The organism is Streptomyces sp. NBC_01166 (genome assembly GCF_045039765.1).
Lineage (GTDB): Bacteria > Actinomycetota > Actinomycetes > Streptomycetales > Streptomycetaceae > Streptomyces.
Genome location: NZ_CP108613.1, coordinates 2,000,361 through 2,023,818, shown reverse-complemented (window position 1 = coordinate 2,023,818; position 23,458 = coordinate 2,000,361). Strand labels below are relative to the sequence as shown.

Annotated in this window: 27 protein-coding genes; 16 read left to right on the top strand and 11 right to left on the bottom strand. The window is 71.0% G+C overall.

The features are described 5' to 3' along the window. Positions 1-108: 108 nt before the first annotated feature. From OG379_RS09370 to OG379_RS09360, 3 genes are all read left to right on the top strand, one after another. The gene (locus tag OG379_RS09370) at positions 109-1,707 is read left to right on the top strand and encodes an ABC-F family ATP-binding cassette domain-containing protein (RefSeq protein ID WP_104790058.1); all 1,599 of its coding nucleotides are present in this window, start codon (positions 109-111) and stop codon (positions 1,705-1,707) included. A 358-nt stretch (positions 1,708-2,065) separates the two neighbouring features. Continuing rightward, on the top strand, positions 2,066-2,287 hold the full coding sequence (locus OG379_RS09365) for a helix-turn-helix domain-containing protein (protein WP_018518904.1): 222 nt from the start codon (positions 2,066-2,068) through the stop codon (positions 2,285-2,287). Between the two features lie 151 nt (positions 2,288-2,438). Beyond that, entirely contained in the window at positions 2,439-3,230 is a 792-nt protein-coding gene (locus OG379_RS09360) for an enoyl-CoA hydratase/isomerase family protein (protein WP_393755126.1), read from the top strand. 56 nt (positions 3,231-3,286) lie between these two features. Here OG379_RS09360 and OG379_RS09355 read toward each other — a convergent pair whose 3' ends face one another. Beyond that, positions 3,287-3,982: a hypothetical protein gene (locus OG379_RS09355; RefSeq protein ID WP_405661120.1), complete on the bottom strand. Its 696-nt coding sequence runs from the start codon at positions 3,980-3,982 to the stop codon at positions 3,287-3,289. Positions 3,983-4,075: 93 nt separating this feature from the next. Between OG379_RS09355 and OG379_RS09350 the strand changes: the two genes are divergently transcribed. From OG379_RS09350 to amaP, 5 genes are read left to right on the top strand one after another with little or no spacing between them, the layout of a single operon-like run. Further along, a complete protein-coding gene (locus OG379_RS09350) occupies positions 4,076-4,570 on the top strand; it encodes an Asp23/Gls24 family envelope stress response protein (RefSeq protein ID WP_393755117.1) in 495 nt (164 codons plus the stop codon). 32 nt (positions 4,571-4,602) lie between these two features. Next, positions 4,603-4,794, top strand: coding sequence for a hypothetical protein (locus OG379_RS09345; RefSeq protein ID WP_030920082.1), 192 nt, complete (start codon positions 4,603-4,605; stop codon positions 4,792-4,794). Then, positions 4,791-5,144, top strand: coding sequence for a hypothetical protein (locus tag OG379_RS09340; RefSeq protein ID WP_405661117.1), 354 nt, complete (start codon positions 4,791-4,793; stop codon positions 5,142-5,144). The genes OG379_RS09345 and OG379_RS09340 overlap by 4 nt, the downstream gene beginning before the upstream one ends. Next, on the top strand, positions 5,141-5,827 hold the full coding sequence (locus tag OG379_RS09335) for a DUF6286 domain-containing protein (RefSeq protein WP_405661115.1): 687 nt from the start codon (positions 5,141-5,143) through the stop codon (positions 5,825-5,827). Before OG379_RS09340 ends, OG379_RS09335 begins: the two co-directional genes overlap by 4 nt. A 4-nt stretch (positions 5,828-5,831) precedes the next feature. Then, complete coding sequence (gene amaP, locus OG379_RS09330; RefSeq protein ID WP_405661113.1) at positions 5,832-6,410, top strand: alkaline shock response membrane anchor protein AmaP; 579 nt, start codon at positions 5,832-5,834, stop codon at positions 6,408-6,410. A 33-nt stretch (positions 6,411-6,443) separates the two neighbouring features. On the opposite strand, the gene OG379_RS09325 is transcribed toward amaP, so the two are convergent. The 5 genes from OG379_RS09325 to OG379_RS09305 all read right to left on the bottom strand — a co-directional run bounded on the left by OG379_RS09325 (position 6,444) and on the right by OG379_RS09305 (position 11,244). Further along, positions 6,444-7,199: an SDR family oxidoreductase gene (locus OG379_RS09325; RefSeq protein WP_356711892.1), complete on the bottom strand. Its 756-nt coding sequence runs from the start codon at positions 7,197-7,199 to the stop codon at positions 6,444-6,446. Positions 7,200-7,203: 4 nt separating this feature from the next. Next, positions 7,204-8,997, bottom strand: a complete 1,794-nt coding sequence (locus tag OG379_RS09320) for a glycoside hydrolase family 15 protein (protein ID WP_405661111.1) — start codon at positions 8,995-8,997, stop codon at positions 7,204-7,206. Between the two features lie 73 nt (positions 8,998-9,070). Continuing rightward, a complete protein-coding gene (locus OG379_RS09315; RefSeq protein WP_405661109.1) occupies positions 9,071-9,871 on the bottom strand; it encodes an SURF1 family protein in 801 nt (266 codons plus the stop codon). A 68-nt stretch (positions 9,872-9,939) separates the two neighbouring features. Beyond that, entirely contained in the window at positions 9,940-10,173 is a 234-nt protein-coding gene (locus tag OG379_RS09310; RefSeq protein ID WP_073747930.1) for a hypothetical protein, read from the bottom strand. A 63-nt stretch (positions 10,174-10,236) separates the two neighbouring features. Then, the gene (locus OG379_RS09305) at positions 10,237-11,244 is read right to left on the bottom strand and encodes a DEDDh family exonuclease (protein ID WP_393755094.1); all 1,008 of its coding nucleotides are present in this window, start codon (positions 11,242-11,244) and stop codon (positions 10,237-10,239) included. A gap of 142 nt (positions 11,245-11,386) precedes the next feature. On the opposite strand from OG379_RS09305, the gene OG379_RS09300 reads away from it, so the two are divergent. The 4 genes from OG379_RS09300 (at position 11,387) to OG379_RS09285 (ending at position 15,148) form a co-directional block, all read left to right on the top strand. Next, positions 11,387-12,106 carry a VIT family protein gene (locus OG379_RS09300; protein ID WP_405661105.1) on the top strand — a complete coding sequence of 240 codons (720 nt, stop codon included), beginning with the start codon at positions 11,387-11,389 and terminating at the stop codon, positions 12,104-12,106. A 403-nt stretch (positions 12,107-12,509) separates the two neighbouring features. Continuing rightward, complete coding sequence (locus tag OG379_RS09295) at positions 12,510-13,406, top strand: sterol desaturase family protein (protein ID WP_405661102.1); 897 nt, start codon at positions 12,510-12,512, stop codon at positions 13,404-13,406. Beyond that, positions 13,403-14,083 carry a lysoplasmalogenase gene (locus tag OG379_RS09290; RefSeq protein ID WP_405661099.1) on the top strand — a complete coding sequence of 227 codons (681 nt, stop codon included), beginning with the start codon at positions 13,403-13,405 and terminating at the stop codon, positions 14,081-14,083. The genes OG379_RS09295 and OG379_RS09290 overlap by 4 nt, the downstream gene beginning before the upstream one ends. Positions 14,084-14,104: 21 nt before the next feature. Then, positions 14,105-15,148, top strand: coding sequence for a zinc-dependent alcohol dehydrogenase family protein (locus OG379_RS09285; RefSeq protein ID WP_405661096.1), 1,044 nt, complete (start codon positions 14,105-14,107; stop codon positions 15,146-15,148). A gap of 72 nt (positions 15,149-15,220) precedes the next feature. Here OG379_RS09285 and OG379_RS09280 read toward each other — a convergent pair whose 3' ends face one another. Further along, positions 15,221-16,753 carry a S8 family peptidase gene (locus tag OG379_RS09280; protein WP_405661094.1) on the bottom strand — a complete coding sequence of 511 codons (1,533 nt, stop codon included), beginning with the start codon at positions 16,751-16,753 and terminating at the stop codon, positions 15,221-15,223. Positions 16,754-17,063: 310 nt separating this feature from the next. Here OG379_RS09280 and OG379_RS09275 point away from each other — a divergent pair, with 310 nt between their 5' ends. The 3 genes from OG379_RS09275 to moaA all read left to right on the top strand — a co-directional run bounded on the left by OG379_RS09275 (position 17,064) and on the right by moaA (position 20,223). After that, complete coding sequence (locus OG379_RS09275; RefSeq protein ID WP_393755082.1) at positions 17,064-17,429, top strand: DUF485 domain-containing protein; 366 nt, start codon at positions 17,064-17,066, stop codon at positions 17,427-17,429. Further along, entirely contained in the window at positions 17,426-19,069 is a 1,644-nt protein-coding gene (locus OG379_RS09270; RefSeq protein ID WP_405661091.1) for a cation acetate symporter, read from the top strand. The genes OG379_RS09275 and OG379_RS09270 overlap by 4 nt, the downstream gene beginning before the upstream one ends. 164 nt (positions 19,070-19,233) lie before the next feature. Continuing rightward, the gene (moaA, locus tag OG379_RS09265; protein ID WP_393755077.1) at positions 19,234-20,223 is read left to right on the top strand and encodes a GTP 3',8-cyclase MoaA; all 990 of its coding nucleotides are present in this window, start codon (positions 19,234-19,236) and stop codon (positions 20,221-20,223) included. A gap of 32 nt (positions 20,224-20,255) precedes the next feature. Here the strand turns inward: moaA and OG379_RS09260 are convergent, their stop codons facing one another. The 3 genes from OG379_RS09260 to OG379_RS09250 all read right to left on the bottom strand — a co-directional run bounded on the left by OG379_RS09260 (position 20,256) and on the right by OG379_RS09250 (position 21,568). Next, positions 20,256-20,504, bottom strand: a complete 249-nt coding sequence (locus OG379_RS09260; RefSeq protein WP_405661088.1) for a hypothetical protein — start codon at positions 20,502-20,504, stop codon at positions 20,256-20,258. A gap of 103 nt (positions 20,505-20,607) precedes the next feature. Continuing rightward, positions 20,608-20,796 carry a hypothetical protein gene (locus tag OG379_RS09255; RefSeq protein ID WP_405661085.1) on the bottom strand — a complete coding sequence of 63 codons (189 nt, stop codon included), beginning with the start codon at positions 20,794-20,796 and terminating at the stop codon, positions 20,608-20,610. A gap of 385 nt (positions 20,797-21,181) precedes the next feature. After that, entirely contained in the window at positions 21,182-21,568 is a 387-nt protein-coding gene (locus OG379_RS09250) for a DUF3099 domain-containing protein (protein ID WP_405661082.1), read from the bottom strand. A 213-nt stretch (positions 21,569-21,781) separates the two neighbouring features. On the opposite strand from OG379_RS09250, the gene OG379_RS09245 reads away from it, so the two are divergent. Further along, a complete protein-coding gene (locus OG379_RS09245) occupies positions 21,782-22,066 on the top strand; it encodes a GlsB/YeaQ/YmgE family stress response membrane protein (RefSeq protein ID WP_104790078.1) in 285 nt (94 codons plus the stop codon). Positions 22,067-22,138: 72 nt separating this feature from the next. On the opposite strand, the gene tyrS is transcribed toward OG379_RS09245, so the two are convergent. Further along, positions 22,139-23,407, bottom strand: a complete 1,269-nt coding sequence (gene tyrS, locus OG379_RS09240; RefSeq protein ID WP_405661079.1) for a tyrosine--tRNA ligase — start codon at positions 23,405-23,407, stop codon at positions 22,139-22,141. Between the last annotated feature and the right edge of the window lie 51 nt (positions 23,408-23,458).

The window sequence follows — 23,458 nt, the reverse complement described above, 5'->3', positions numbered from 1 at the left end:
GACACCGCCAGTAGACTGAGTCCCATGGCAATTCTCCTTGTGCATTAGACGGCGTCGAGTCGTGAGCCCGCTGTCCCTCCGCCGTCCATACCGCCCTGGAGTTTTTCCGTGATCACCGCTTCCGGCATCGAGCTGCGCGCCGGCGCCCGCATCCTCATCGAGTCCGCCTCCTTCCGTATCGCCAAGGGCGACCGCATCGGCCTGGTCGGCCGCAACGGCGCCGGCAAGACGACCCTCACCAAGTGCCTCGCGGGGGAGGGGACACCGGCCGGCGGCACCATCACCAACAGCGGTGAGGTCGGCTACCTCCCGCAGGACCCGCGCACCGGCGACCTCGACGTCCTGGCCCGCGACCGCATCCTCTCGGCCCGCGGGCTCGACGAGATCCTGCGCAAGATGCGGGAGAACGAGGAGCGGATGGCGAACGGCAAGGGCGCCACCCGCGAGAAGGCCATGAAGCGGTACGAGCGCCTGGAGACGGAGTTCCTCACCAAGGGCGGGTACGCCGCAGAGGCCGAGGCCGCCACCATCGCCGCCGCGCTGAGCCTGCCCGACCGGGTGCTCGGCCAGCCCCTGCACACCCTCTCCGGTGGTCAGCGCCGCCGTGTCGAGCTCGCCCGCATCCTCTTCTCGGACGCCGACACCCTGCTGCTCGACGAGCCCACCAACCACCTCGACGCGGACTCGATCGTCTGGCTGCGCGACTACCTCAAGACCTACCGCGGCGGCTTCATCGTGATCTCCCACGACGTCGAGCTGGTCGAGACCGTGGTCAACAAGGTGTTCTACCTCGACGCCAACCGCGCGCAGATCGACATCTACAACATGGGCTGGAAGCTCTACCAGCAGCAGCGCGAGGCCGACGAGAAGCGCCGCAAGCGTGAGCGCCAGAACGCCGAGAAGAAGGCCGCGTCCCTGAACTCGCAGGCCGACAAGATGCGCGCCAAGGCGACCAAGACCGTCGCCGCCCAGAACATGGCCAAGCGCGCGGAGCGACTGCTCTCGGGGCTGGAGGCCGTGCGGGTCTCCGACAAGGTGGCCAAGCTGCGCTTCCCCGAGCCGTCCCCCTGCGGCAAGACCCCGCTGATGGCCGAGGGCCTCTCCAAGTCCTACGGGTCGCTGGAGATCTTCACCGACGTGGACCTCGCCATCGACAAGGGCTCACGCGTCGTCATCCTCGGTCTCAACGGCGCGGGCAAGACCACGCTGCTGCGGCTCCTCGGCGGAGCGGAGAAGCCCGACACCGGTCAGATCATCGAGGGCCACGGCCTCAAGCTCGGCTACTACGCCCAGGAGCACGAGACCCTGGACCCGGAGCGCACCGTCCTGGAGAACATGCGCTCCGCGGCTCCCGATCTCGACCTCGTCGAGGTCCGTAAGACCCTCGGCTCCTTCCTCTTCTCCGGCGACGACGTGGACAAGCCCGCCGGAGTGCTCTCCGGCGGTGAGAAGACCCGGCTCGCCCTGGCCACCCTCGTCGTCTCCTCCGCCAACGTGCTGCTGCTCGACGAGCCGACGAACAACCTCGACCCGGCCAGCCGTGAGGAGATCCTCGGGGCCCTGCGCACCTACAAGGGCGCCGTCGTCCTCGTCACCCACGACGAGGGCGCCGTCGAGGCGCTCCAGCCGGAGCGGATCATCCTGCTGCCCGACGGGGTCGAGGACCTCTGGGGCGCCGACTACCGGGACCTGGTGGCCCTCGCCTGACCCGCCGGAGGCTCCTGGATCCGGTGCGGGGCCCGGTGATCCAATGCCTCTGGATCATTCGGCCCATCGGTGATCCATCATCTGGGTGAGTGGGTCTCGTACACCGGCGCGGCGCCCGGCAGATAGCTGTCGGGCGCACTCATTTCCGGCCACTCCACCCCGTACAGCCCTGACCTGGCCGTTTTTCCCGCGTGCCGTCCCTCAGGGGCTCGAAGGCCCTTGGAATGCCGGATTCCGCTTGTGTTCCGCCGCTTCCGGACGCGGAATCCGGTCGTACGGACCTTGCCGAATGGGTGGCCAGGAAGCGCAGGAGGGGTGATCATGAGAGTCCAGAGCGCACTTCCTTGAGGAGGCACGGGTGGCCGAGACTCTGAAGAAGGGCAGCCGGGTTACCGGCGCCGCGCGCGACAAGCTCGCGGCAGACCTGAAGAAGAAGTACGACTCCGGTGCGAGCATCCGGGCGCTGGCCGAGGAAACGGGCCGCTCCTACGGATTCGTCCACCGGATGCTCAGCGAGTCCGGAGTCACGCTGCGGGGACGCGGCGGAGCGACTCGCGGCAAGAAGGCCGCTACGGCCTGACGGCGGCAGCGGGTTCGGAGCGGGCGTACGTCCGCTCCTGGGGCTCACCGGAACACCGGGTGGCCACCCGGCCGACCATGAGGTCGTCCGGGTGGTTACTGTTCAGTTACTTGCCAGTAAGTGCTGACTGCACCCGATCCGGAGGCGCTCCATGACCTCGCTCGACTCTGTGCTCGACAAGGACGGCGTACGGCTCACCGTCGATGACGCGGTTGCCACGGTGACGCTCACCAACCCGGCCAAGCGCAACGCTCAGTCTCCCGCTCTGTGGCGGGCGTTGGCAGAGGCCGGACGGGCACTCCCCGGCAGCGTGCGGGTCGTCGTGCTCCGCGGCGAGGGCAAGTCCTTCTCCGCGGGCCTCGACCGGCAGGCATTCGCACCCGAGGGCTTCGACGGCGAGCCGTCCTTCCTCGACATGGCGCGCGGCCCGGAGGCCGAGCTCGACGCGACCATCGCCGAGTACCAGGAGGCGTTCACCTGGTGGCGCCGCAACGACATCGTGTCGATCGCGGCCGTCCAGGGGCACGCGATCGGTGCCGGCTTCCAGCTAGCCCTCGCCTGCGATCTGCGGATCGTCGCCGAGGACGTGCAGTTCGCCATGCGCGAGACCAGCCTCGGTCTCGTTCCCGACCTCACGGGCACCCACCCCCTGGTGAACCTCGTGGGGTACGCACGCGCGCTCGAGATCTGCGCCACCGGCCGCTTCGTGCACGCCGAGGAGGCCGAGCGCACCGGTCTCGCCAACCTCGTCGTCCCCGCCGACCAGCTCGACGCGGCGGCGCGCGACCTGACAGGGGCCCTGCTCGCCGCCCCGCGCGACGCGGTCGTCGAGACCAAGGCGCTGCTGAGCGGCGCCGTCTCGCGTACGTACGAGGAGCAGCGCACCGCCGAGCGGGCCGCCCAGGGCCGCCGCCTGCGCGACCTCGCGGGCCTCTCCGACTGAACAGCCGTGGCCCCGGCCGGGACCGACACGGTTCACGCCGCCCGGCGGGGGCCGTGTCAGTCCCGTTTCACGACGGCTGTGACCAGCACGGCGACCGTCGGCCTGCCCTCCACGGCATCGGCGACCGCGCCGCGCACCGCCTGCGCCACATCGAGTGCCCGGTGGTCCCCTGCCGTCGCGAGCTCCACCTGGACATGGCCTTCCGAGTGCTGCACCGCGCTGCCCAGCACCCGCGTCAGCGAGACGACTCCCGGGACCCCTGCCGCCGCCATCCCCGCGGATCCGTCGGGTTCCGCCGCGTGAACGACGGCGGACGGCTCCGTGTCGGGGCGGGGCTCCTCCTCCAGCAGCTCCGTCACTCTGAGGTCCACCTCGTCGACCACCAGGCCGAGCCGCTGGGCCGCCGCCGCCAGCAGGGCGGCACGCAAGGCGTCAGCGGTGGCGGGCAGCGGCCGCCGCGCCGTCGCTGAGAAGCCGGCCTCGATCCTCAGCGGTCCGGGCCGCAGCCCGCTGGGAGGCCGCGGCACCACCGGGTCCGGGGCGTGGTCCTCGTCGGCCGGGGCGATCCTGAGCTTCCCCAGCGCGGCCCCCGATCCGGTCGCGGCGTCCCTCAGCACCTCTGTCGCCGCTCGTTCCGCGATCCAGGATCCGTCTGCGGGGCCGCCCAAAGGGAGCAGTCTGCCGAGACCGAGCCGTTGGCGTACCGCAGACGTCCATCCATCGGCCCGGTGCGGGCTGTCAGCCGTTGTCATTGCTCCACCCTGCCCCATCCACGGCGCGGGACCGGGCAAGCGCACTTACTGTGGGCCACGGAAGTTCAACCCGCCCCGAAGGGAAGAGCGGCGATGACCGAGAGCCCACAGCGGAACCGGCCCGACAGCCCCGGCAGTGTGACCGGCGGGGACGACGGCAGGCAGAGCCAGTTCAGCAAGCGCGGCGGGGGCGCCCCCGCGACACGCGGCCGTACCACCATCGCCGACGGTGTGGTCGAGAAGATCGCCGGAATGGCGGCACGGGACGTCGGCGGGGTCCACGCGATGGGCAGCGGCATCTCCCGGACCTTCGGCGCCGTACGCGACCGTGTTCCCGGCGGCAACAAGTCCGTGTCCCGCGGCGTCAAGGCGGAGGTCGGCGAATCGCAGGCCGCCCTCGATCTGGAGATCGTCGTCGAGTACGGCGTGGCGATCGCCGAGGTGGCGCGCGATGTGCGCGAGAACGTCATCGCGGCGGTCGAGCGGATGACCGGCCTGGAAGTCGTCGAGGTCAACATCGCCGTGAGCGACGTCAAACTGCCCGACGAGGACGACGACGAGGACGAGTCCGAGTCACGCGTCCAGTAGGCCTTTCCCGCGCGGCAGTTGAGGAGCACACGATGAGCATGGCTGTGGTCGGCCTGGTGGCCGGCATGGCGCTCGGTTTCGCCGGATACTTCGGCGGATTCGGGGCCTTTCTGCTGGTGGCCGCGCTGGGTGCGGTCGGCTTCATCGCCGGCCGCTTCCTGGACGGCGACCTCGAACCCGGCGACTTCTTCCGGAGTCGCGAGCGCGGCGACCGGCGACGGTGACGGGGGTGACAGGCCGGGTCGACGCCGCCGCGCGAGGGCAGACCCGGATCGCCGACCGGGTCGTCGCGAAGATCGCCGCGCAGGCGGCCAAGGAGGCCGTCGAGGAACGGCCCGAGGACGCCGACGCACCGCGCGCCACCGTCACCGTGCACCGTGAGACCGCCCGGGTACGGGTCAGCCTCGACCTGACCTACCCCTGTGACATCGGCCGGCAGTGCGGCGCGGTGCGTCGGCGTGTGGCCGAGCGGGTAAAAGCCCTTGCGGGGATGGAGGTGCCCGAGGTGGCGGTGCAGGTCGAACGGCTGCATCGGTCAGGAGCGGGCACCGCACCGGAGGGGAGCATCCGATGAACGAGCCCCAGGACCCGGAGAACAGCACGCGGCGCCTGCCCACCGTCGAGTCGTCACCACCCGGCGGGGTGCTGGAGATGGACCAGTCCGCGTCGGGCTCCAGCTACGAAGCCGCCGCCGCGCCGGAGCGGACCGCCGGCAGGGCGGGCCGTTTCTGGTCGGGGCGCAGGGTCCCCGCTGCTCTGGTCGCCCTGATCGTGCTCGGCGGCGCCGGGCTTCTGCTCTACGACGTCGCGGCGGTGCGGGCCGACCACCCGGCCATGCAGTGGCGGCGCTCCGTCGCCGACGACCTGGCGAGCCGTCACCTCGACGACGTATGGGTCCTCGCGGGATCGGCGCTGGCAGCCGCGCTGGGCCTCTGGCTGCTCCTCCTGGCCCTCACCCCAGGACTGCGCTCCCTGCTCCCCATGAGCCGCCGGCACACGGGTGTACGGGCAGGGCTCGACCGGAACGCCGCCGCCTTCGTCCTGCGCGACCGGGCCGTGGAGGTGGCCGGTGTGCAGTCCGTCCGGGTGAAGATGAGCCGTCGTAAGGCGACCGTGCGCGCCCTCTCGCACTTCCGTGAACTCGACGACGTCAGGGCCGACCTGGACGCCGTCCTGTCCAACGCCATCGGCGAACTGGGCCTGGCGCGGCCGCCCGGCCTCTCGGTGCACGTGCGCCGGCCGGCGAAGAAGGGGTGACCCCGTGATCAAAACCGTCAACCGGGTCCTGCTCGGCCTGGCAGGGCTGATCCTCGTCGTCGTCGGCGGGGCCGTCCTCGCCACGGGACTCGGCCTGTCCGCACCCTCCTGGTGGCCCTTCGACGGCACGGACGACGTGCTGCTCAGCAAGGCCGACCGGACCAGGTGGCGGGACGAGGGCTGGTGGTGGCCCACCGTCATCGCGGTCCTCGCCGTCCTGGTCGTCCTCGCGCTGTGGTGGCTCCTCGCCCAGCTGCGCCGAGGGCGCCTCGCCGAGGTGCTGGTCGACAGCGGCGACGGCGAGGGAGCGCTGCTGCGCGGCAAGGCCCTGGAGGGTGTGCTCGGCGACGAGGCCGGGGCCCTGGACGGGGTGTCCGAGGCCAAGGCCACGCTGACCGGCCGGCGCACCGCACCGCGCGCCCGTGTACGGCTGCTGATGGAGCCGCACGCGGCCCCGGGACTGGTGCTGCGCGGGCTCTCCGAAGGTGCGCTGACCCACGCGCGGACCTCGGCCGGGCTGGACGAGCTGCCCGCCGAGGTCCGGCTCAAGGCGGTCAAGCACCGCGCGGAGCGGGTGACCTGACGGGCCGCCCCGGCGGCACCGCCCGGGGGGCCTTCAGAAACCGTGCCGGGCGCCGCCGTCGACCGGCACCATGATGCCGGTCAGATAGGAGGCGGCCGGGGAGAGCAGGAAGGCCGAGGTCTTCCCGAATTCCTCCGGGGTGCCGTAGCGGCGCAGCGGGATGCGCGCCTCGTTCGCCGTACGGGACGCGTCGGCGTCGCCGGACAAGGCGTCCAGCTCGCGCACCCGGTCCGTGTCGATCCGGGCCGGCAGCACCCCGACGACCCGGATGCCGCGCGGGCCCAGCTCGTCGGCGAGGGACTTGGCGAAGCCGGCGAGGCCGGGGCGCAGCCCGTTGGAGATGGTCAGGCCGGGGATCGGCTCGTGCACGGATCCGGACAGGACGAAGCCGATGACGCCGCCCTCGCCGAGCGCCTCGGCCGCCGTACGGGCCAGACGCACCGCGCCGAGGAAGACCGACTCGAAGGCCGACTGCCACTGATCGTCGGTGTTGTCGGCGACGAAGCCCGGGGCCGGGCCGCCGACGCTGATGAGGATGCCGTCCAGCCGGCCGAAGCGTTCCTTCGCGGCGTCCACCAGCCGCCGGGCGGCCAGCGGGTCGGCGTTGTCCGCGGCGAGCCCGACGGCGTCGGGGCCCAGCTCCGCGGCCGCCTCGGCGGCGGTCTTCTCGTCACGGCCTGAGATGATCACCTTCGCGCCGTCGGCGGCGAGGGCGCGCGCGGTGGCGTTGCCCAGCCCGCGGGTCGCCCCGGTGACGATGTACACACGGTCCTTCAGTCCAAGATCCATGGCCCTATCCTGCCAAGTCCTCACCGGCGAGGTCGACCGCGCTGTTCACCAGGCCGACGTGGCTGAACGCCTGCGGGTAGTTGCCGAGCTGGCGCCGGGCCAGCGGGTCGTACTCCTCGGCCATCAGCCCCACGTCGTTGCGCAGCTCCAGGAGCCGTTCGAAGAGGACCTCGGCCTCGTCCCTGCGGCCCGTCCGGTTCAGGGCGTCGACCAGCCAGAACGAGCAGGCGAGGAACGCCCCCTCGTCGCCCGGAAGACCGTCCACCGACCCGCCCTCGGTGCTGTAGCGGCGGATCAGGCCGTCGTTGGCGAGCTCACGGGTCACCGCGTCGACCGTCCCGGTCACCCGGGGGTCGTCCGGCGGCAGGAAGCCGGTGCGCACGATCAGCAGGGTCGAGGCGTCCAGCTCCTGGGAGCCGTAGTACTGGGTGAAGGTGTTGCGCACGGGGTCATAGCCCTTCTCGCAGACCTCCGCGTGCACGGCGTCCCGCATCGCCCGCCACCGGTCGGCGTCGCCCGGCAGATCCGGGTTCTCCTCCAGGGTGCGCACCGCGCGGTCGGCCGCGACCCAGGCCATCACCTTGGAGTGCACGAAGTGCCGGCGCTGCCCGCGGATCTCCCACAGACCCTCGTCCGGCTCACGCCAGTTGGATTCCAGGAAGCCGAGCAGACTGAGCTGAAGATTCCAGGCATGCGGCTTGTCGTGGAGCCCGGCGTTGCGGGCCAGCCTGAGCGAGTCGATGACCTCGCCGTACACGTCGAGCTGCTGCTGCCGCACGGCGGCGTTGCCGATGCGGACCGGCGGCGAGTTCTCGTACCCCCTCAGCCACGGCAGTTCCGTCTCCGGAAGTCTGCGCTCGCCGGCCAGCCCGTACATGATCTGGAGGTCCGCGGGGTCACCGGCCACGGCCCGCAGCAGCCAGTCCCGCCAGGCGGCCGCCTCCTCCATGTATCCGACCGAGATCATGGCGGCCAGGGTGAGGGTGGAGTCCCGCAGCCAGCAGTAGCGGTAGTCCCAGTTCCGTACGCCGCCGATCTCCTCGGGGAGCGAGGTCGTGAGGGCCGCCACGATCCCGCCGGTGGGCGCGTAGGTGAGCGCCTTCAGGGTGATCAGGGAGCGGAGCACCGCGTCCCGGTGCTTGCCGTGGTACGTGCACCGTGCCGCCCACTTCGCCCAGTCGGTGAGGGTGTGCTTCAGCGCCTTGTGAGGGTCGATCAGCTTGGGGCGGGGGGAGTGCGAGGGGTGCCAGGTGAGGACGAACGCCACGGTCTCGCCCTCGGCGACCGTGAAGGACGAGCAGGTGCTGAACTGCTGGCCCCACGTCTTCACCGGCGGCTCGCTGCGCAGCCAGACGGAGTCGGGGCCCGCGACGGCCACCCGGTGTCCGTGCGAGCGGCGCATCCACGGGACGACGGAGCCGAAGTCGAACCGCAGCCGCAGGACGGAGCTCATGTCGACGCTGCCGCTGACGCCCTCGACGATCCGCATGACGTCGGGCGCCTTGTCGCGCTGCGGCATGAAGTCGATGACCTTGACGGTCCCCGTCCTGGTCTCCCAGAAGGTCTCCAGGACCAGGGAGTCGCCCACGTAGGCGCGCCGGGTGCAGGTGTCGGTGCTGTCGGTGCCCTGGGGGGCGATGCGCCAGTGTCCGTTGTCCTCGTCGCCGAGAAGCGCGGCGAAGCAGGCGCCCGAGTCGAAGCGGGGCAGACAGAGCCAGTCGACAGAACCGTTCCTGCCGACCAGGGCGGCGGTCTGGAGATCGCCGATGACGGCGTAGTCCTCGATGCGTGGGGTCACGCTCTGGCGTCTTCCCGAACCTGAGCCACGCTAAGCAGCGAAAGCGGTGGGAACAGCCGGTGTGATCCGGGCCCTACGCGGTCGCCGGCTCCGGCTGTTCCGCGGTGTCGCCGTCCTTGTCCCGGGCGGCCTCCTCGCGGTCGCGCTTCTCACGGCGTACGAGGATGACCCAGCCGACCGGGACCCCGGCGGCGAAGAGCCACCACTGGACGGCGTACGCCATATGAGGGCCGATGGAGCTGTCGTCGGGGGCGGCGATCGTCTCGGGGCTGCCGTCGGCCGGTTCGGGGGCGGTGAGCTCGACGTACCCGCCGAGGACGGGGCGGCCGAGCAGATGCGACTGCTGGGAACTGTTGATCAGCATCACCTGGCGGTCGGGCAGGCCTTCCAGGTCCTTGATCCCACTGGCGCTCGTCGTCTCGTCCGCCTTGAGCTGGCCCGTGACGGTGACCTCGCCGCGCGGCGGGGCGGGGACCTCCGGGAAGGCCTGCTGGTCGTCCGCGGCCGGGACCCAGCCGCGGTTCACCAGGACCGTGCCGCCGCCCTTGAGGTTCAGCGGGGTCAGGACCAGTACGCCGATGCGCTCGTCCTGCGAGGTGCGGCGGCGTACGACCACCTCGTGCACGGTGTCGAACGTCCCGGTGGCCTTGACGGCACGCCAGTAGTCGGAGCGGGGGACCGTGTGCCCCGGAGAGGTGAGACGGGTGACGGAGACCGGGTCCGCCTCGAGGTTCCGTGTGATCAGCGCGTTCTGCTCGACCCGGTGTTCATGCCGGTGCAGCTGCCAGAAGCCCAGCTCCACCATCGTGGGAATCATGGCGAGGACGAGGAGGGTGAGAATCACCCACTGCCGGGTCAACAGGAAGCGGTACACCCCATGACCGTACAACCGGGGTCATGGGGTGCGGCACGGAGGGTCCCCCGCGCGGACGGGACAGCCCGTCATACTTTGTCCACGATGCCCGCCCTTCCTTCGGCGCGGGCGCAGTGGCCGCCGCAGTACCAGTGGCCGTCGACCTCGACGCCCTGGCCGATGACCTGGACCCGGCAGTGCTCACAGATGGGCGCCATGCGGTGAATGGCGCAGGAGAAGCAGTCGAAGACATGCACCGCGCCCTGCGCGTGCACCTCGAAGGACATCCCGTAGTCGTTTCCGCAAACCTCACAACGTGCCATGCGCCACAGGGTGGGACGCCGGACGGCGGCGGGCGAGCCGACGCGGGGCGAGTCGCCCCCGGTTCACTCCGATGACGGTGACGGCTTCGGCACGGCGACCGTCCTGGCCGGTGCCACGTCCCTCAGCAGATGGGTGAAGGCGCTCTCCTCCAGGATCGGGGTGCCGAACGACTTCGCCTTCACCGTCTTCGACGTCGCGGAGTCCGGGTCGTTGGTGACGAGCAGACTCGTCAGCCGCGACACGCTGGTCGCCACGTGCAGACCCGCCTCCACCGCGCGGTCCTCCAGAAGCTCCCGGTCCACCGAGGTGTCCCCGGAGAACGCCACCCGCATGCCCTGCATGAGGGGTTTGTCCGACTCGTAGCGCCCGGGATTCGGATACGGGCACGCGGGCCGTTTGCGCGAGGGGCGCCAGCTGCCCTGGCCGCCCGAGGGCCGGTAGCCGGCGCGCGGGGTGACCGGGGAGTCGTACCACTCCGTCAGCGGGCGGCACTCCAGCAGCGGCAGCCGCACCCCGTCCCTCGCTGCGGCGAGCAGGCTCGGCCGGAAGGCCTCGGCCAGCACCCGCGCGTCGTCCAGCGCGTGGTGCGCGCGCTCCTGCACCACGCCGAAGTGCGCGGCCAGCGACTCCAGCTTGTGGTTGGGCAGGGGGAGCCGGAGCTCCTTGGCGAGCGCGATGGTGCACAGCCGCTGCTCGACGGGCGCGGTGACCGCCGCGCGTGCGTACTCCCGGGCGATCATCGACCAGTCGAACGCGGCGTTGTGGGCGACGAGCACCCGGCCGGCGAGCCGCTCGGACAGCTGGGCGGCGACCTCGGGGAAGAGCGGGGCGCCTTCCAGGACATCGCTGGTCAGGCCGTGGATCCAGACGGGGCCGGGGTCCCGCTCGGGATTCACCAGGGTGTACCAGTGGTCCTCGACCTCGCCTCTCGCGTCCAGTCGGTACACGGCAGCGGACACTATCCGGTCGTCGCGGGCGAGTCCGGTGGTCTCCACGTCGACGACCGCGTACCCCTGGGGATACGCGGCCGGCCACGGCGCTGCGGTCTGGCGGTCGTCGAGCATGGTCACAGAGAATACGGGCCGGGACCGACAGCGGCCTATCCGGGCGGTCCGCGCCGTGAACGTGGAGACGGTGCCGAGCAGTTGGCCGCGGCGGCGGAGACGCGGGTCGGGGATGCGCCCGGGGAGGGCGCGGTGAGACGCTCCCGGGGTGACGGACTCGGATGCGCGGACACATGAGGAACCCCACGGACGCGGACTCGGCACCCGGCTCAACTGGCTGCGGGCCGCGGTGCTCGGGGCCAACGACGGGGTGGTCTCCACCGCCGGCCTCGTCGTCGGTGTGGCCGGGGCCACCGGGGCCCGTTCCACCCTGCTGACGGCCGGCCTGGCCGGGCTGCTCGCGGGGTCCATGTCGATGGCGGCGGGCGAGTACGTCTCGGTGTCCACCCAGCGCGATTCGGAGAGGGCCGCGCTGGCCGCCGAGAAGAGGGAGCTGGAGGAGGCCCCGGAGGCCGAGCTCGCCGAGCTGACCGGGCTGCTGGAGGAGAAGGGGCTGAGCAGCACCCTCGCCAGGGAGGCCGCCGTCCAGCTCACGCAGCGCGACGCGCTGCGCGCCCACGCCGAGGTCGAGCTGGGCATCGACCCGGACGAGCTGACCAACCCGTGGCACGCGGCGGGGGCGAGCTTCCTGGCGTTCACCGTGGGCGCGCTGCTGCCGCTCCTGGCGATCGTGCTGCCTCCCGCCTCCGTGCGGCTGCCGGTCACCGTGGTGTCGGTGCTCGTGGCGCTGGCCCTCACCGGCTGGTCGAGCGCCCGCCTGGGCGAGGCACCCGTACGGCGCGCGGTGCTGCGGAACATGGCCGGGGGAGCGGTGGCCATGGGGGTGACGTACGCGGCGGGGGCGCTGCTGGGGGCTGCGGGGGTGTGAGGGCGGGCTCCACGCCTCCCCGGGCCGGTGCCGGGAGCTCCCGCAGGGGCGCCAGGCCCTCGGCGAGCCAGCAGTGGTTGAGGACCAGGATGCGCAGCGCGCTGAGGCCCGTGAGCAGGGACAGGTCCGGGAGCGCCGGCCGGACCGGGTCCGGGACCAGCCCGGCGCCGGGCCTGCGGGGCAGCAGTGATCTGGCGACCGTCCCGATGACCGTGGTGGCCAGGCGGATCAGCGCAACCTCCGTACCGCTCACGTGCGTTCCTCCCCCTCGGCGGCGCGCATGCCGGAAAACGTACGACGGGGGAGTTGGCGGAACCCGCCAAATCCTGATGACGCCACGTCTCACATACTTGTCGGTAACAACGTCTATGCCCGGCACCTCGTGGGGCTCTACGGTGCTCGCATGGAGCCGAACCTGCCCGATGTCGTGCTGTGGTCGATCCCGGCCTTCGTCCTGCTCACCGTCCTCGAAATGGTGCTCCACCGGCTCCACCCGGACGAGGAGGCCGCCGGGTACGACGCCAAGGACGCCGCCACCAGCGTCACCATGGGACTCGGCAGCCTGGTCTTCGACCTGCTGTGGAAGATACCCATCGTCGCGATCTACGCGGCCGTCTACGAGCTGACCCCGCTGCGCGTCCCCGTCCTGTGGTGGACGGTCCTTCTGATGCTGCTGGCCCAGGACTTCTTCTACTACTGGTCCCACCGTGGCCACCACGTCATCCGGATCCTCTGGGCCTGCCACGTGGTCCACCACTCCAGCCGGAAGTTCAACCTCACGACGGCGCTGCGCCAGCCCTGGACCTCGCTGACCGTCTGGCCGTTCTACGTCCCGCTCATCGCCTGCGGGGTCCACCCGGCCGCGCTCGCCTTCTGCTCCTCGGCGAACCTCGTCTACCAGTTCTGGGTACACACCGAACGGATCGACAAGCTGCCGCGGCCCTTCGAGTTCGTCCTCAACACCCCCTCGCACCACCGGGTCCACCACGCCTCCCAGGGCGGATACCTCGACCGCAACTTCGGCGGGATCCTGATCGTCTGGGACCGCCTCTTCGGCTCCTTCACCGCCGAGACCGAGCGGCCCGTCTTCGGGCTCACCAAGAACATCGCCACCCACAACCCGCTCCGCGTCGCCACCCATGAGTACGCCGCCATCGCCCGCGACGTACGGGCGGCCACCAGCTGGGGCGAGCGGGCCGGACGGATCTTCCGTGGACCGGGCTGGCAGCCGTCGCGCCCCGCGGACGCCGCCGCGACCGTCTCCGTGAAGCCGCGCCCCGCCACCGAGAGCACCGGATGACGCCCCGCGCGGGTGCGCCCCGGCTCGTGCGCCCGCTGCTCGTCGCCTTCCTCGCCGTGGCCGCCGTCGACCTGGCCGGTCTCCTGGCCGGGGTGCAGACCGCCCATCTCGTCGCCAAGCCACTGCTGATGCCCCTGCTCGCCGCCTGCGCGGCGGCGCGCGGCGGTCCCCGGCTGCTCGTCGCCGCCCTGCTGTGCGGCTGGGCCGGGGACGTGCTGCTGATGCCCGACTCGGAGGCCGCCTTCCTCGCCGGGATGGCGTGCTTCGCCGCGGGCCACGTCTGCTATCTCCTGCTCTTCGGCCGCGCCCGTCTCCGCCCGGCCGCAGGACTCGCGTACGCCGCCGTCCTGGTGGCCTTCCTCGCCTACCTCTGGCCCGGGCTGCCGGGCGAGCTCCGGATCCCGCTGACCGGATACAGCCTGCTGCTCGCGGCCATGGCCTGGCGGGCCGGCGCGCTCGGACGGTACGCCGCGTTCGGCGGCGCTCTCTTCCTGCTCTCCGACGCGCTCATCGCCACCGGCATCGCCGACCGGCCGCAGCTCCCCGCCCACGATTTCTGGATCATGCTGACCTATCTGGCCGCGCAATACCTGCTCACCAGGGGGGCGCTCGGCGGAACGACGGATTCCACCGGCGCCGCCCCCGGGGCGTACCGTGAGGGGAGTATCAGAATCTGAGACGAGCGAGGACCCTCACGCATGCGCGCCACCGTGATCCATGCCCCCCACGACATCCGTGTGGAGGAGGTGCCCGACGCCACGGTCCAGCAGCCCACCGACGTGGTCCTGAGGGTCCTGCGGGCCTGCATCTGCGGCAGTGACCTGTGGGCCTACCGCGGTGAGTCGGCCCGGCAGCCGGGCCAGCGCATCGGCCACGAATTCCTCGGCGTCGTCGAGGAGACGGGCTCCGGGGTCAAGGGCTTCGCCGTCGGCGACCTCGTGGTGGCCCCCTTCGTCTGGTCCGACGGCACCTGCACGTACTGCGCCGAGGGACTCACCACCTCCTGCCCCCAGGGCGGCTTCTGGGGATCGGTCGGGTCCGACGGCGGTCAGGGCGAGGCCGTCCGGGTCCCGTTCGCCGACGGCACGCTGGTCAGGCTCCCGGCCGCAGCGGCCTCCGACGACCGGCTGCTCACCGCGCTCCTGGCACTCTCCGACGTCCTGGGCACCGGTCACCACGCCGCGCTCGGCGCGGGCGTGAAGCCGGGCAGCACCGTCGCGGTCGTCGGCGACGGCGCGGTCGGCCTGTGCGGCGTCATGGCGGCCAAGCGGCTCGGCGCCGGACGGATCATCGCGCTGGGCCGGCACCAGGCCCGTACGGACATCGCCCGCGCCTTCGGTGCCACGGACGTCGTCGCCGAGCGCGGCGAGGCGGCGCTCGCGGCCGTACGGGAACTGACGCGGGGAGAGGGCACCCACGGGGTGATCGAGGCGGTGGGCACCGAGCAGTCGATGCGTACGGCCATCGGCATCGTCCGCGACGGCGGCTCCATCGGCTACGTCGGGGTCCCGCACGGCAGCGGCACCGGGATCGACCTCGGCGACATGTTCGACCGCAACATCGCGCTGCGCGGCGGCGTCGCCCCCGTGCGCACGTACATCCCGGAGCTGCTTCCCGACGTGCTGGACGGCACGATCGACCCGTCGCCGGTCTTCGACCTGTCGGTCGGGCTGGACGGGGTGCCGGGCGGCTACAAGGCGATGGACGAGCGCACGGCGCTGAAGGTCCTCATCACGCCGTAGCAACACGCGGGAGGGGCCGGGGACAGCGCGGGAGGGGCCGGGGACAGCTGTCCCCGGCCCCTCCCTCATGCCTTACCTGCGGACCGCGTCCAGCGCGTCCACGACACCGGCTCCGTAGAAGCCGTTGTACTGCTTGCCGCCCTCGCAGACGGCGTCGACGGTGCCGTCACCGTCGATGTCGTACGGCGCTCCGCACGCGGTGGCGTCGGCCTGGTGGGTGAGCAGCGCCTTCACCACGCCCGCCGAGGCGCGCGGGTGGGTCGACTTGATCAGGGCCGCGACGCCCGCGACGTGCGGGGACGCCATCGACGTACCGGCCTTGTAGCCGAATCCGCCGCCGGGCAGCGTGGACAGGATCAGACCGTTGTCCGCCGGCGCCTCGGGCGCCTGGTAGCGCGTCGAGTCACCGCCGGGGGCGGCCACGTCGATGACCCCGAGACCGTAGTTCGAGTAGGACGACTTGAGGTTCTTCGCACCAGTCGCGGAGACCGTCACGACACCCGGCAGCATGGTCGGGATGTCGGGGCAGGCGCTCGGGTCGACCGTACGGGTGACCGTCGTCGAGTCGTTGGGGCTCGTCGTGTCCTCGATGGCGTCGAGGGCCAGGTCGTGGTCGGAGTTGCCGGCCGCGGCGACGTTCACGACGCCCTTGCCCTCCGCGTAGCGGGTGGCGCGGGTGACCGCTTCCACCAGGGCGCCCTGGTCGGGGTCGTTCTTGCAGTTGAAGAGCCACGGGTCGGTGTAATAGCTGCTGTTCGTCACGTCGACACCGTGCTCGGCGGCCCAGACGAAGCCGCAGACGACGGCCTCCGTGTAGAAGAACCCGGCCGGCGTGGACACCTTGATACCGGAGACCTTCACGCCGGGCGCGACGCCGGTGACCCCGGTGCCGTTCTTCGCCGCGGCTATGGTGCCCGCGACGTGCGTGCCGTGGTCGCTCTCACCGGCCGCGGGCCGCCAGGCCCCGTCCGTGGTGTCCGGGGCGCCGGACACACAGTTCACCGAGGCCTTGCGGTCGAAGTTCGGGGCCAGGTCCGGGTGCGTGTCGTCGACCCCGGTGTCGATGACGCCGACCGTGACCTTGCTGCTGCCGAGCGACTTCTTGTGCGCCTGGTCCGCCTTGATGGCCGGCAGGTCCCACTGCAGCGGCTCCAGCGGGTCCTGGCCCGCCACCGCGTCCTTCGACGCCGCCTGCGCCTGTGCGGCGGTGAGGCGCTGCTCGACGCCGATGTCCTTCGTCGCCTGCGGAACGATCGGGGCGGTGCGCGTGGCACCCGCCGACCGGACGCCCCTGGCCTTGCGGATCGTCGCGCCGAAGTCCGGGTTCTGCGAGTGGACGACGATGACGCCTATCTTGTCGTACGACGTCACGACGGTTCCGCCCGCCGCGGATATCGCCTTCCGCACCTGCTTGACGGTGCCGTGGCCTGCCTGCGTGTTCACGACGTAGGACAGCTCAGGGCCGTCCGCGGGAACCACCGCAGCCGGCTCGTCCGCGGGTGCCGCGGCCGCGGTCCCCGTCGGGAGGAAGCCGAGCGAGGCCGTGAGCGCGAGTCCGACGGGCAGCGTGAGTACGCGAGTCCGTCTGGATGCCAGATGAGCCATGGGTTCTCCACATCATCCGTGCCGTGGGCCGGACACCGGTGTGTCCGTCCGGTACATGACCAGTGAAGTTATCGCTGATCTTCCCGGCGCATCAATGAATACGGGCAAGTGAGTTCGAGGTGTGACCTCCGGGAGTCGTGTCCAGGGGAGCCGGGCCGAGAAGGCCGAACCTGCGGTGAACCGCTTCGCCGCGCTCTCCGTGCCGTTGCACAGGGAGTCGTGTGATCAGCCCCCCGCTACCCGAAAGCGCAGAGGACTCCCCGTGAAATCCACCGTTCCCACCACCGCACCCGCGTCGCGAGGAGAATCCGTGGCCACCGAAGCACCGCCGCCCCAGACCCCTGAGGACGGCAGTCCCGTCCAGCCCACGACCGAGGCGTTCCTGAAGGAGCAGAACAGCCCGGAGTTCACCGAACTGCGCCGCGCCCACCGCTCCTTCGCCTTTCCGCTGACCGTCGGCTTCATCGCCTGGTATCTGCTGTACGTGCTGCTGTCCAGCTACGCCGACGAGTTCATGAGCAAGATCGTCTTTGCGAACTTCAACGTCGCCTTCGTGTTCGGCCTCGCCCAGTTCGCCACCACGTTCCTCATCGCCTGGTTCTACTCGCGCCACGCCACGAACAAGCTCGATCCGCAGGCGGCGGCCATCAAGTCCCGTCTGGAGGCCGACGCATGAGCGCCGCGCACACCCCGCACGCCGTGATCCAGCTCGCCGCCGAGGCGTCGTCGACGAGCGAGCACCGGCCGCTGATCATCACCCTCTTCGCGGTCTTCGTCGCGGCGACCCTGGGCATCACCGTCTGGGCCGGCCGGCAGACCAAGAGCGCGTCCGACTTCTACGCGGGCGGACGGCAGTTCACCGCCTTCCAGAACGGCCTCGCCGTCTCCGGCGACTACATGTCGGCGGCGTCCTTCCTCGGCATCGCCGGTGCCATCGCACTCTTCGGCTACGACGGCTTCCTCTACTCCATCGGCTTCCTCGTCGCCTGGCTCGTCGCCCTGCTGCTCGTCGCCGAACCGCTGCGCAACTCGGGCCGGTACACCATGGGCGACGTCCTCGCCTACCGGATGCGGCAGAGGCCGGTACGCACCGCTGCGGGCGTCTCCACCATCGTGGTGTCGATCTTCTACCTGCTGGCCCAGATGGCGGGCGCGGGCGTCCTCGTGTCGCTGCTGCTCGGCATCACCAGCGACGCGGGCAAGATCCTCATCGTGGCCCTGGTCGGCGTGCTGATGATCGTCTACGTCACCATCGGCGGCATGAAGGGCACCACCTGGGTGCAGATGGTCAAGGCCGTGCTGCTCATCGCGGGCGCCCTGCTGATGACCCTGATGGTGCTGTGGAAGTTCGACTTCAACGTCTCCGACCTGCTCGGCACCGCCGCGGAGAAGAGCGGACACGGCGCGGCCTTCCTGGAGCCCGGCCTCAAGTACGGCGCCACCGACGTGTCGAAGCTGGACTTCATCTCGCTCGGCATCGCGCTCGTCCTCGGCACCGCGGGCCTGCCGCACATCCTGATCCGCTTCTACACCGTCCCGACCGCCAAGGCCGCCCGCAAGTCCGTGAACTGGGCCATCGGCATCATCGGCGCCTTCTACCTGATGACGATCGCCCTCGGCTTCGGCGCCGCGGCGCTCATCGGACCCGAGGAGATCAAGGCGAAGAACCCGGCGGGCAACGCGGCGGCACCCCAGCTCGCCGAGTACCTCGGCGGACTCGGCACCACCGGGGGCGCCGTCATGCTCGCCGTCATCTCGGCCGTCGCCTTCGCGACGATCCTCGCCGTCGTCGCGGGGCTCACGCTCGCCTCCTCGTCCTCCTTCGCCCACGACATCTACGCCAACGTCATCCGCAAGGGGAAGGCCACCGAGAAGGAGGAGATGCGCGCGGCCCGCTGGGCCACCGTCGCGATCGGCGTCGTCTCCATCGGCCTCGGAGCGATGGCACGCGACCTGAACGTCGCGGGACTCGTGGCCCTGGCCTTCGCCGTCGCCGCGTCGGCCAACCTGCCGACCATCCTCTACAGCCTCTTCTGGAAGCGCTTCACCACCCAGGGCGCCCTCTGGTCCATCTACGGCGGTCTCGCCTCGTCCGTCATCCTGGTGCTCTTCTCCCCGGTCGTCTCGGGGAAGGCCAGCTCGATGTTCCCGGACGTGGACTTCGCCTGGTTCCCCCTGGAGAATCCCGGCCTCATCTCCATCCCGCTGGGCTTCCTGCTCGGCTGGGTCGGCTCGGCCCTCTCCAAGGAGGAGCCGGACAAGGGCAAGTACGCCGAACTCGAGGTCAAGTCCCTCACCGGCACCGGCGCCCACTGACCGGCCCCGCCGCACCGGTCACGCCTCCACGGGGCCCCGTCGTAGAGACCTACGACGGGGCCCCGTCGCACCTCGTGTCAACCGAGCCCCCGCGATGTCACAGGCCTCGCGTAGTCTCGGAGGTGTCAGACCGCAACCGCGGACATCACCGGGGGAGGCCCACAGTGCTCATCGACACCTACGGCCGGGTCGCCACCGACCTGCGTGTCTCACTGACCGACAAGTGCAATCTCCGCTGCACCTACTGCATGCCGGAAGAAGGCCTGCAGTGGCTCTCCAAGACCGAGCTGCTCAGCGACGACGAGATCGTCCGGCTCATCCGGATCGCCGTCACGGAGCTCGGCATCACGGAGGTCCGCTTCACCGGCGGCGAGCCCCTGCTCCGCCCCGGGCTCGTCTCCATCGTCGAGCAGTGCGCCGCCCTGGAGTCCCGCCCCAGGATGTCGCTCACCACCAACGGCATCGGACTCAAGCGCACCGCCGCGGCCCTGAAGGCCGCAGGCCTCGACCGGGTCAACGTGTCCCTGGACACCCTGCGCCCGGACGTCTTCAAGACGCTCACCCGCCGCGACCGGCACAAGGACGTACTGGACGGGCTGGAGGCCGCCCGCGACGCGGGACTCACCCCCGTCAAGGTCAACTCCGTCCTCATGCCCGGGCTCAACGAGGACGAGGCCCCCGACCTGCTCGCCTGGGCAGTGGACAACGCCTACGAGCTCCGCTTCATCGAACAGATGCCGCTCGACGCCCAGCACGGCTGGAAGCGCGACGGCATGATCACAGCAGGTGACATCCTCACCTCGCTGCGCACGCGCTTCACCCTCACCGCCGAAGGGGACGAGGAGCGCGGATCGGCCCCCGCCGAGCGCTGGACCGTGGACGGCGGCCCGCACCGCGTCGGCGTCATCGCCTCCGTGACCAGGCCGTTCTGCGGAGCCTGCGACCGCACCCGGCTCACCGCCGACGGACAGGTCCGCACCTGTCTCTTCGCCCGCGAGGAGACGGACCTTCGCGGCGCGCTGCGTTCCGACGCACCGGACGAGGAGATCGCCAGGATCTGGAAGCTCGCGATGTGGGGCAAGAAGGCGGGCTCCGGCCTCGACGACCCGACCTTCCTGCAGCCCGACCGGCCCATGTCAGCGATCGGTGGCTGAGAGGCCGCCGGGCGACCTCGGACCGGGCGAGGTCACCCCGCAGCCTCCGAGGACTCCCACTCCGCGAGCGTCACGACATCCTTGAGGAAGCCGCGCACACCGAGGAACGAGGAGAGGTGCTCCCGGTGCTCGTCGCAGGCCAGCCAGGTCTTGCGGCGCTCCGGGGTGTGCAGCTTGGGGTTGTTCCAGGCGAGCACCCATACGGCGTCGGCGCGGCAGCCCTTGGCGGAACAGACCGGTGCGCCGGTGGCGCTCTCGGCGGAAGTCTCGGGGAAGTTCACGGCCTCAACCCTAAGCGCAGGCCTTCCCGCGCGGACTGGCCGGGCATCCGGCAGCACGTGCCCGGCCCGGAGTCGGACCGGGCACGTGCTGCCGACGGTGTCGTCAGGCGGCACGCCTGGGCCGGGCCGGGCCGGTCAGCGGCAGAGCCGCTGTCAGCAAGCCGAGTGCGGCAGCCGCAGGCTGCTCACCGACCCACGGGGCGGCCGCGACGATGACGATGACGACGATGACCAACCGGTTCCGGCGATCCGTGAGCCCGTCCAGCGGGTACCTGCGCGGTGCGAGTGTCATGTGACTGTCCCCTTCACTGTGGCGTTCGGGGGGTTGGCGCCAGCCCGGCGACAACCATGTCATGGGGGCCCGACGACGGTGCACCGGAACATCTTGATTGATCTGAGCTTTTCCTGAGCTATGCGGCAGGCGCTGACCGGCGGAGGTAGAAGAAAAACCCGTCGGTGAGCCGACGGGCTTGCGCACAGGCCGAGGCCCTGTGCGAGGCATCCCCGCCGGAGAATGGCGACGCCGAGCAGCCACGGGGGGAGCTGCCCGGCGTCGGTCCGTCGCTCCGACGGGGGATGCGGAGCGCACCCGAAGTATGCCACGGAGGTCAGGGTCAGGTGCACCGGAACGTCATGATTGATCTGAGCATTTCTTGAGCTTTGAAGAGCGCTTCCGCTCAGCCCGCGGGCCGCGTACTGCCCCCGCCGCCGGCCGGCCCGGGATCCGTGACCGGCTCCGGAGCGGGCTCCGCGGGGCCGGCCGCCGGGGCCGTGCCGAGAGCCGGCCGCATCGGTGCGGGCACGAACGTCGTAGGAAGTGAAGGGGCGTTCTCGCGACCGGCGTTGGCGATGACCACCGCGACATAAGGGAGCAGAACACCCAGAGCGAGCGCCACCACGGCCACATGCCTCTCGACATTCCACAGGGTCGTGGCCAGCACCACGGAGACGGTGCGCACGGACATCGAGATGATGTAGCGCCGCTGCCTGCCCCGCACGTCGTCGGCAAGTCCCTGGCGGGCGCCGGTGATCCGGAAGACCTCCGTACCGCTCTGCTTCCGCATCGTGATTCCACCACCAGATCTCTGTGCCGGACTTCCCCGGACGGTGCGCTCCTACGGTACGCCCGGCGTCCGCCTCCTTCGAGACCGGGGCGAGTCCTGTGCGACCGGGTCCGGACCGCGCTCCCACGTACGGCCCTGTCCGGCATGCGGCGTACGTCCGGCAGGCCGAGACTGGGCGGACGTGCGCACTACCGCGCCGCACGAGGAGGCGATATGAGCTGGTTGTGGGCAATCATCGTAGGTCTGGTGCTTGGTGTCATCGCCCGGGCGATCCTGCCGGGGAAGCAGGACATCCCCCTCTGGCTGACGGTGGTGTTCGGCATCCTCGGCAGCATCCTCGGCAACGCAGTGGCGACGTGGATCGGGGTCAACGACACCAAGGGGATCGACTGGATCCGCCATGTGCTGCAGCTGATCGGTGCCGTGGTCGTCGTGGGCGTCGGCGACATGGTCTGGCAGTCGATCCGAGGCAAACGGGGCAACAGGCAGCGAACCTGACCCCGGTACGGCACAGCGCCGCGGCCGGCCACGCGTGAAGCGTGGCCGGCCGCGGCGCTGTGCTCGTCGGCGTCAGCCGGCGGCGACCTCGACGGCGGCCAGGTTCTTCTTGCCCCGGCGCAGGACCAGCCAGCGCCCGTGCAGCAACTCCTCGCGTGCCGGAGCGGTCTCCCCGTCGGTGACCTTCGCGTTGTTCACGTAGGCCCCGCCCTCCTTGACCGTGCGGCGGGCGGCCGACTTGCTGGCGGAGAGACCGACCTCGACCAGGAGGTCCACCACCGGGCCCAGCTCGGCGACCCGGGCGTGCGGCACCTCGGACAGGGCGGCGCTCAGCGTCGCCTCGTCCAGCTCGCCGAGCTCACCCTGGCCGAACAGTGCCTTCGACGCCGCGATGACCGCCGCGCACTGCTCGCCGCCGTGCACCAGCGTCGTCAGCTCCTCGGCCAGCGACCGCTGCGCCGAACGTGCCTGCGGACGCTCCTCGGTGAGCTTCTCCAGCTCCTCGAGCTCCTCGAGGCTCTTGAAGCTGAGGATGCGCATGTACGTCGAGATGTCCCGGTCGTCCACATTCAGCCAGAACTGGTAGAACGCGTACGGCGTCGTCATCTCCGGGTCGAGCCAGACGGCCCCGCTCTCGGACTTGCCGAACTTGGTGCCGTCGGCCTTCACCATCAGCGGTGTCGCCAGTGCGTGCACGGCGGCACCCGGCTCCAGGCGGTGGATCAGGTCGATCCCCGCCGTGAGGTTGCCCCACTGGTCGCTGCCGCCCTGCTGGAGGGTGCAGCCGTAGCGTCGGTACAGCTCCAGGTAGTCCATGCCCTGGAGGAGCTGGTAGCTGAACTCCGTGTAGCTGATGCCCTCCTGCGACTCCAGACGGCGGGCCACCGAGTCCTTGGTGAGCATCTTGTTGACCCGGAAGTGCTTGCCGATGTCCCGGAGGAACTCGATCGCGGAGAGGCCCGCGGTCCAGTCCAGGTTGTTCACCATCGTGGCGGCGTTCGGGCCCTCGAAGGTGAGGAAGGGCTCGATCTGCCCGCGCAGCCGCTGGACCCACGCGGCGATGGTCTCCGGGTCGTTCAGCGTGCGCTCCGCGGTCGGCCGCGGATCCCCGATCTGACCGGTCGCCCCGCCGACCAGGGCGAGCGGCTTCAGCCCGGCGAGCTGGAGCCGGCGCATGGTGAGCACCTGCACCAGATGGCCCACGTGCAGACTCGCCGCGGTCGGGTCGAAGCCGCAATAGAAGGTGACCGGGCCGTCCGCGAGAGCCTTGCGCAGTGCGTCCTCGTCGGTGGACTGGGCGAACAGCCCGCGCCACTTCAGCTCGTCGACGATGTCCGTCACGGTCGTTTTCTCCTTGCAGGGTTCGATGGGTTGTCCGGTCAGTCTATGGGG

Coding starts and splice junctions, on each gene's coding strand:
- OG379_RS09280 (WP_405661094.1), bottom strand. CDS start 16,753: ATGGCTCATCTGGCATCCAGACGGACTCGCGTACTCACGCTGCCCGTC.
- OG379_RS09270 (WP_405661091.1), top strand. CDS start 17,426: ATGAGCGCCGCGCACACCCCGCACGCCGTGATCCAGCTCGCCGCCGAG.
- OG379_RS09325 (WP_356711892.1), bottom strand. CDS start 7,199: ATGGATCTTGGACTGAAGGACCGTGTGTACATCGTCACCGGGGCGACC.
- OG379_RS09250 (WP_405661082.1), bottom strand. CDS start 21,568: ATGCGGAAGCAGAGCGGTACGGAGGTCTTCCGGATCACCGGCGCCCGC.
- OG379_RS09245 (WP_104790078.1), top strand. CDS start 21,782: ATGAGCTGGTTGTGGGCAATCATCGTAGGTCTGGTGCTTGGTGTCATC.
- OG379_RS09360 (WP_393755126.1), top strand. CDS start 2,439: ATGACCTCGCTCGACTCTGTGCTCGACAAGGACGGCGTACGGCTCACC.
- OG379_RS09295 (WP_405661102.1), top strand. CDS start 12,510: ATGGAGCCGAACCTGCCCGATGTCGTGCTGTGGTCGATCCCGGCCTTC.
- OG379_RS09285 (WP_405661096.1), top strand. CDS start 14,105: ATGCGCGCCACCGTGATCCATGCCCCCCACGACATCCGTGTGGAGGAG.
- OG379_RS09355 (WP_405661120.1), bottom strand. CDS start 3,982: ATGACAACGGCTGACAGCCCGCACCGGGCCGATGGATGGACGTCTGCG.
- OG379_RS09310 (WP_073747930.1), bottom strand. CDS start 10,173: ATGGCACGTTGTGAGGTTTGCGGAAACGACTACGGGATGTCCTTCGAG.
- OG379_RS09335 (WP_405661115.1), top strand. CDS start 5,141: ATGAACGAGCCCCAGGACCCGGAGAACAGCACGCGGCGCCTGCCCACC.
- OG379_RS09290 (WP_405661099.1), top strand. CDS start 13,403: ATGACGCCCCGCGCGGGTGCGCCCCGGCTCGTGCGCCCGCTGCTCGTC.
- OG379_RS09345 (WP_030920082.1), top strand. CDS start 4,603: ATGAGCATGGCTGTGGTCGGCCTGGTGGCCGGCATGGCGCTCGGTTTC.
- OG379_RS09255 (WP_405661085.1), bottom strand. CDS start 20,796: ATGACACTCGCACCGCGCAGGTACCCGCTGGACGGGCTCACGGATCGC.
- OG379_RS09350 (WP_393755117.1), top strand. CDS start 4,076: ATGACCGAGAGCCCACAGCGGAACCGGCCCGACAGCCCCGGCAGTGTG.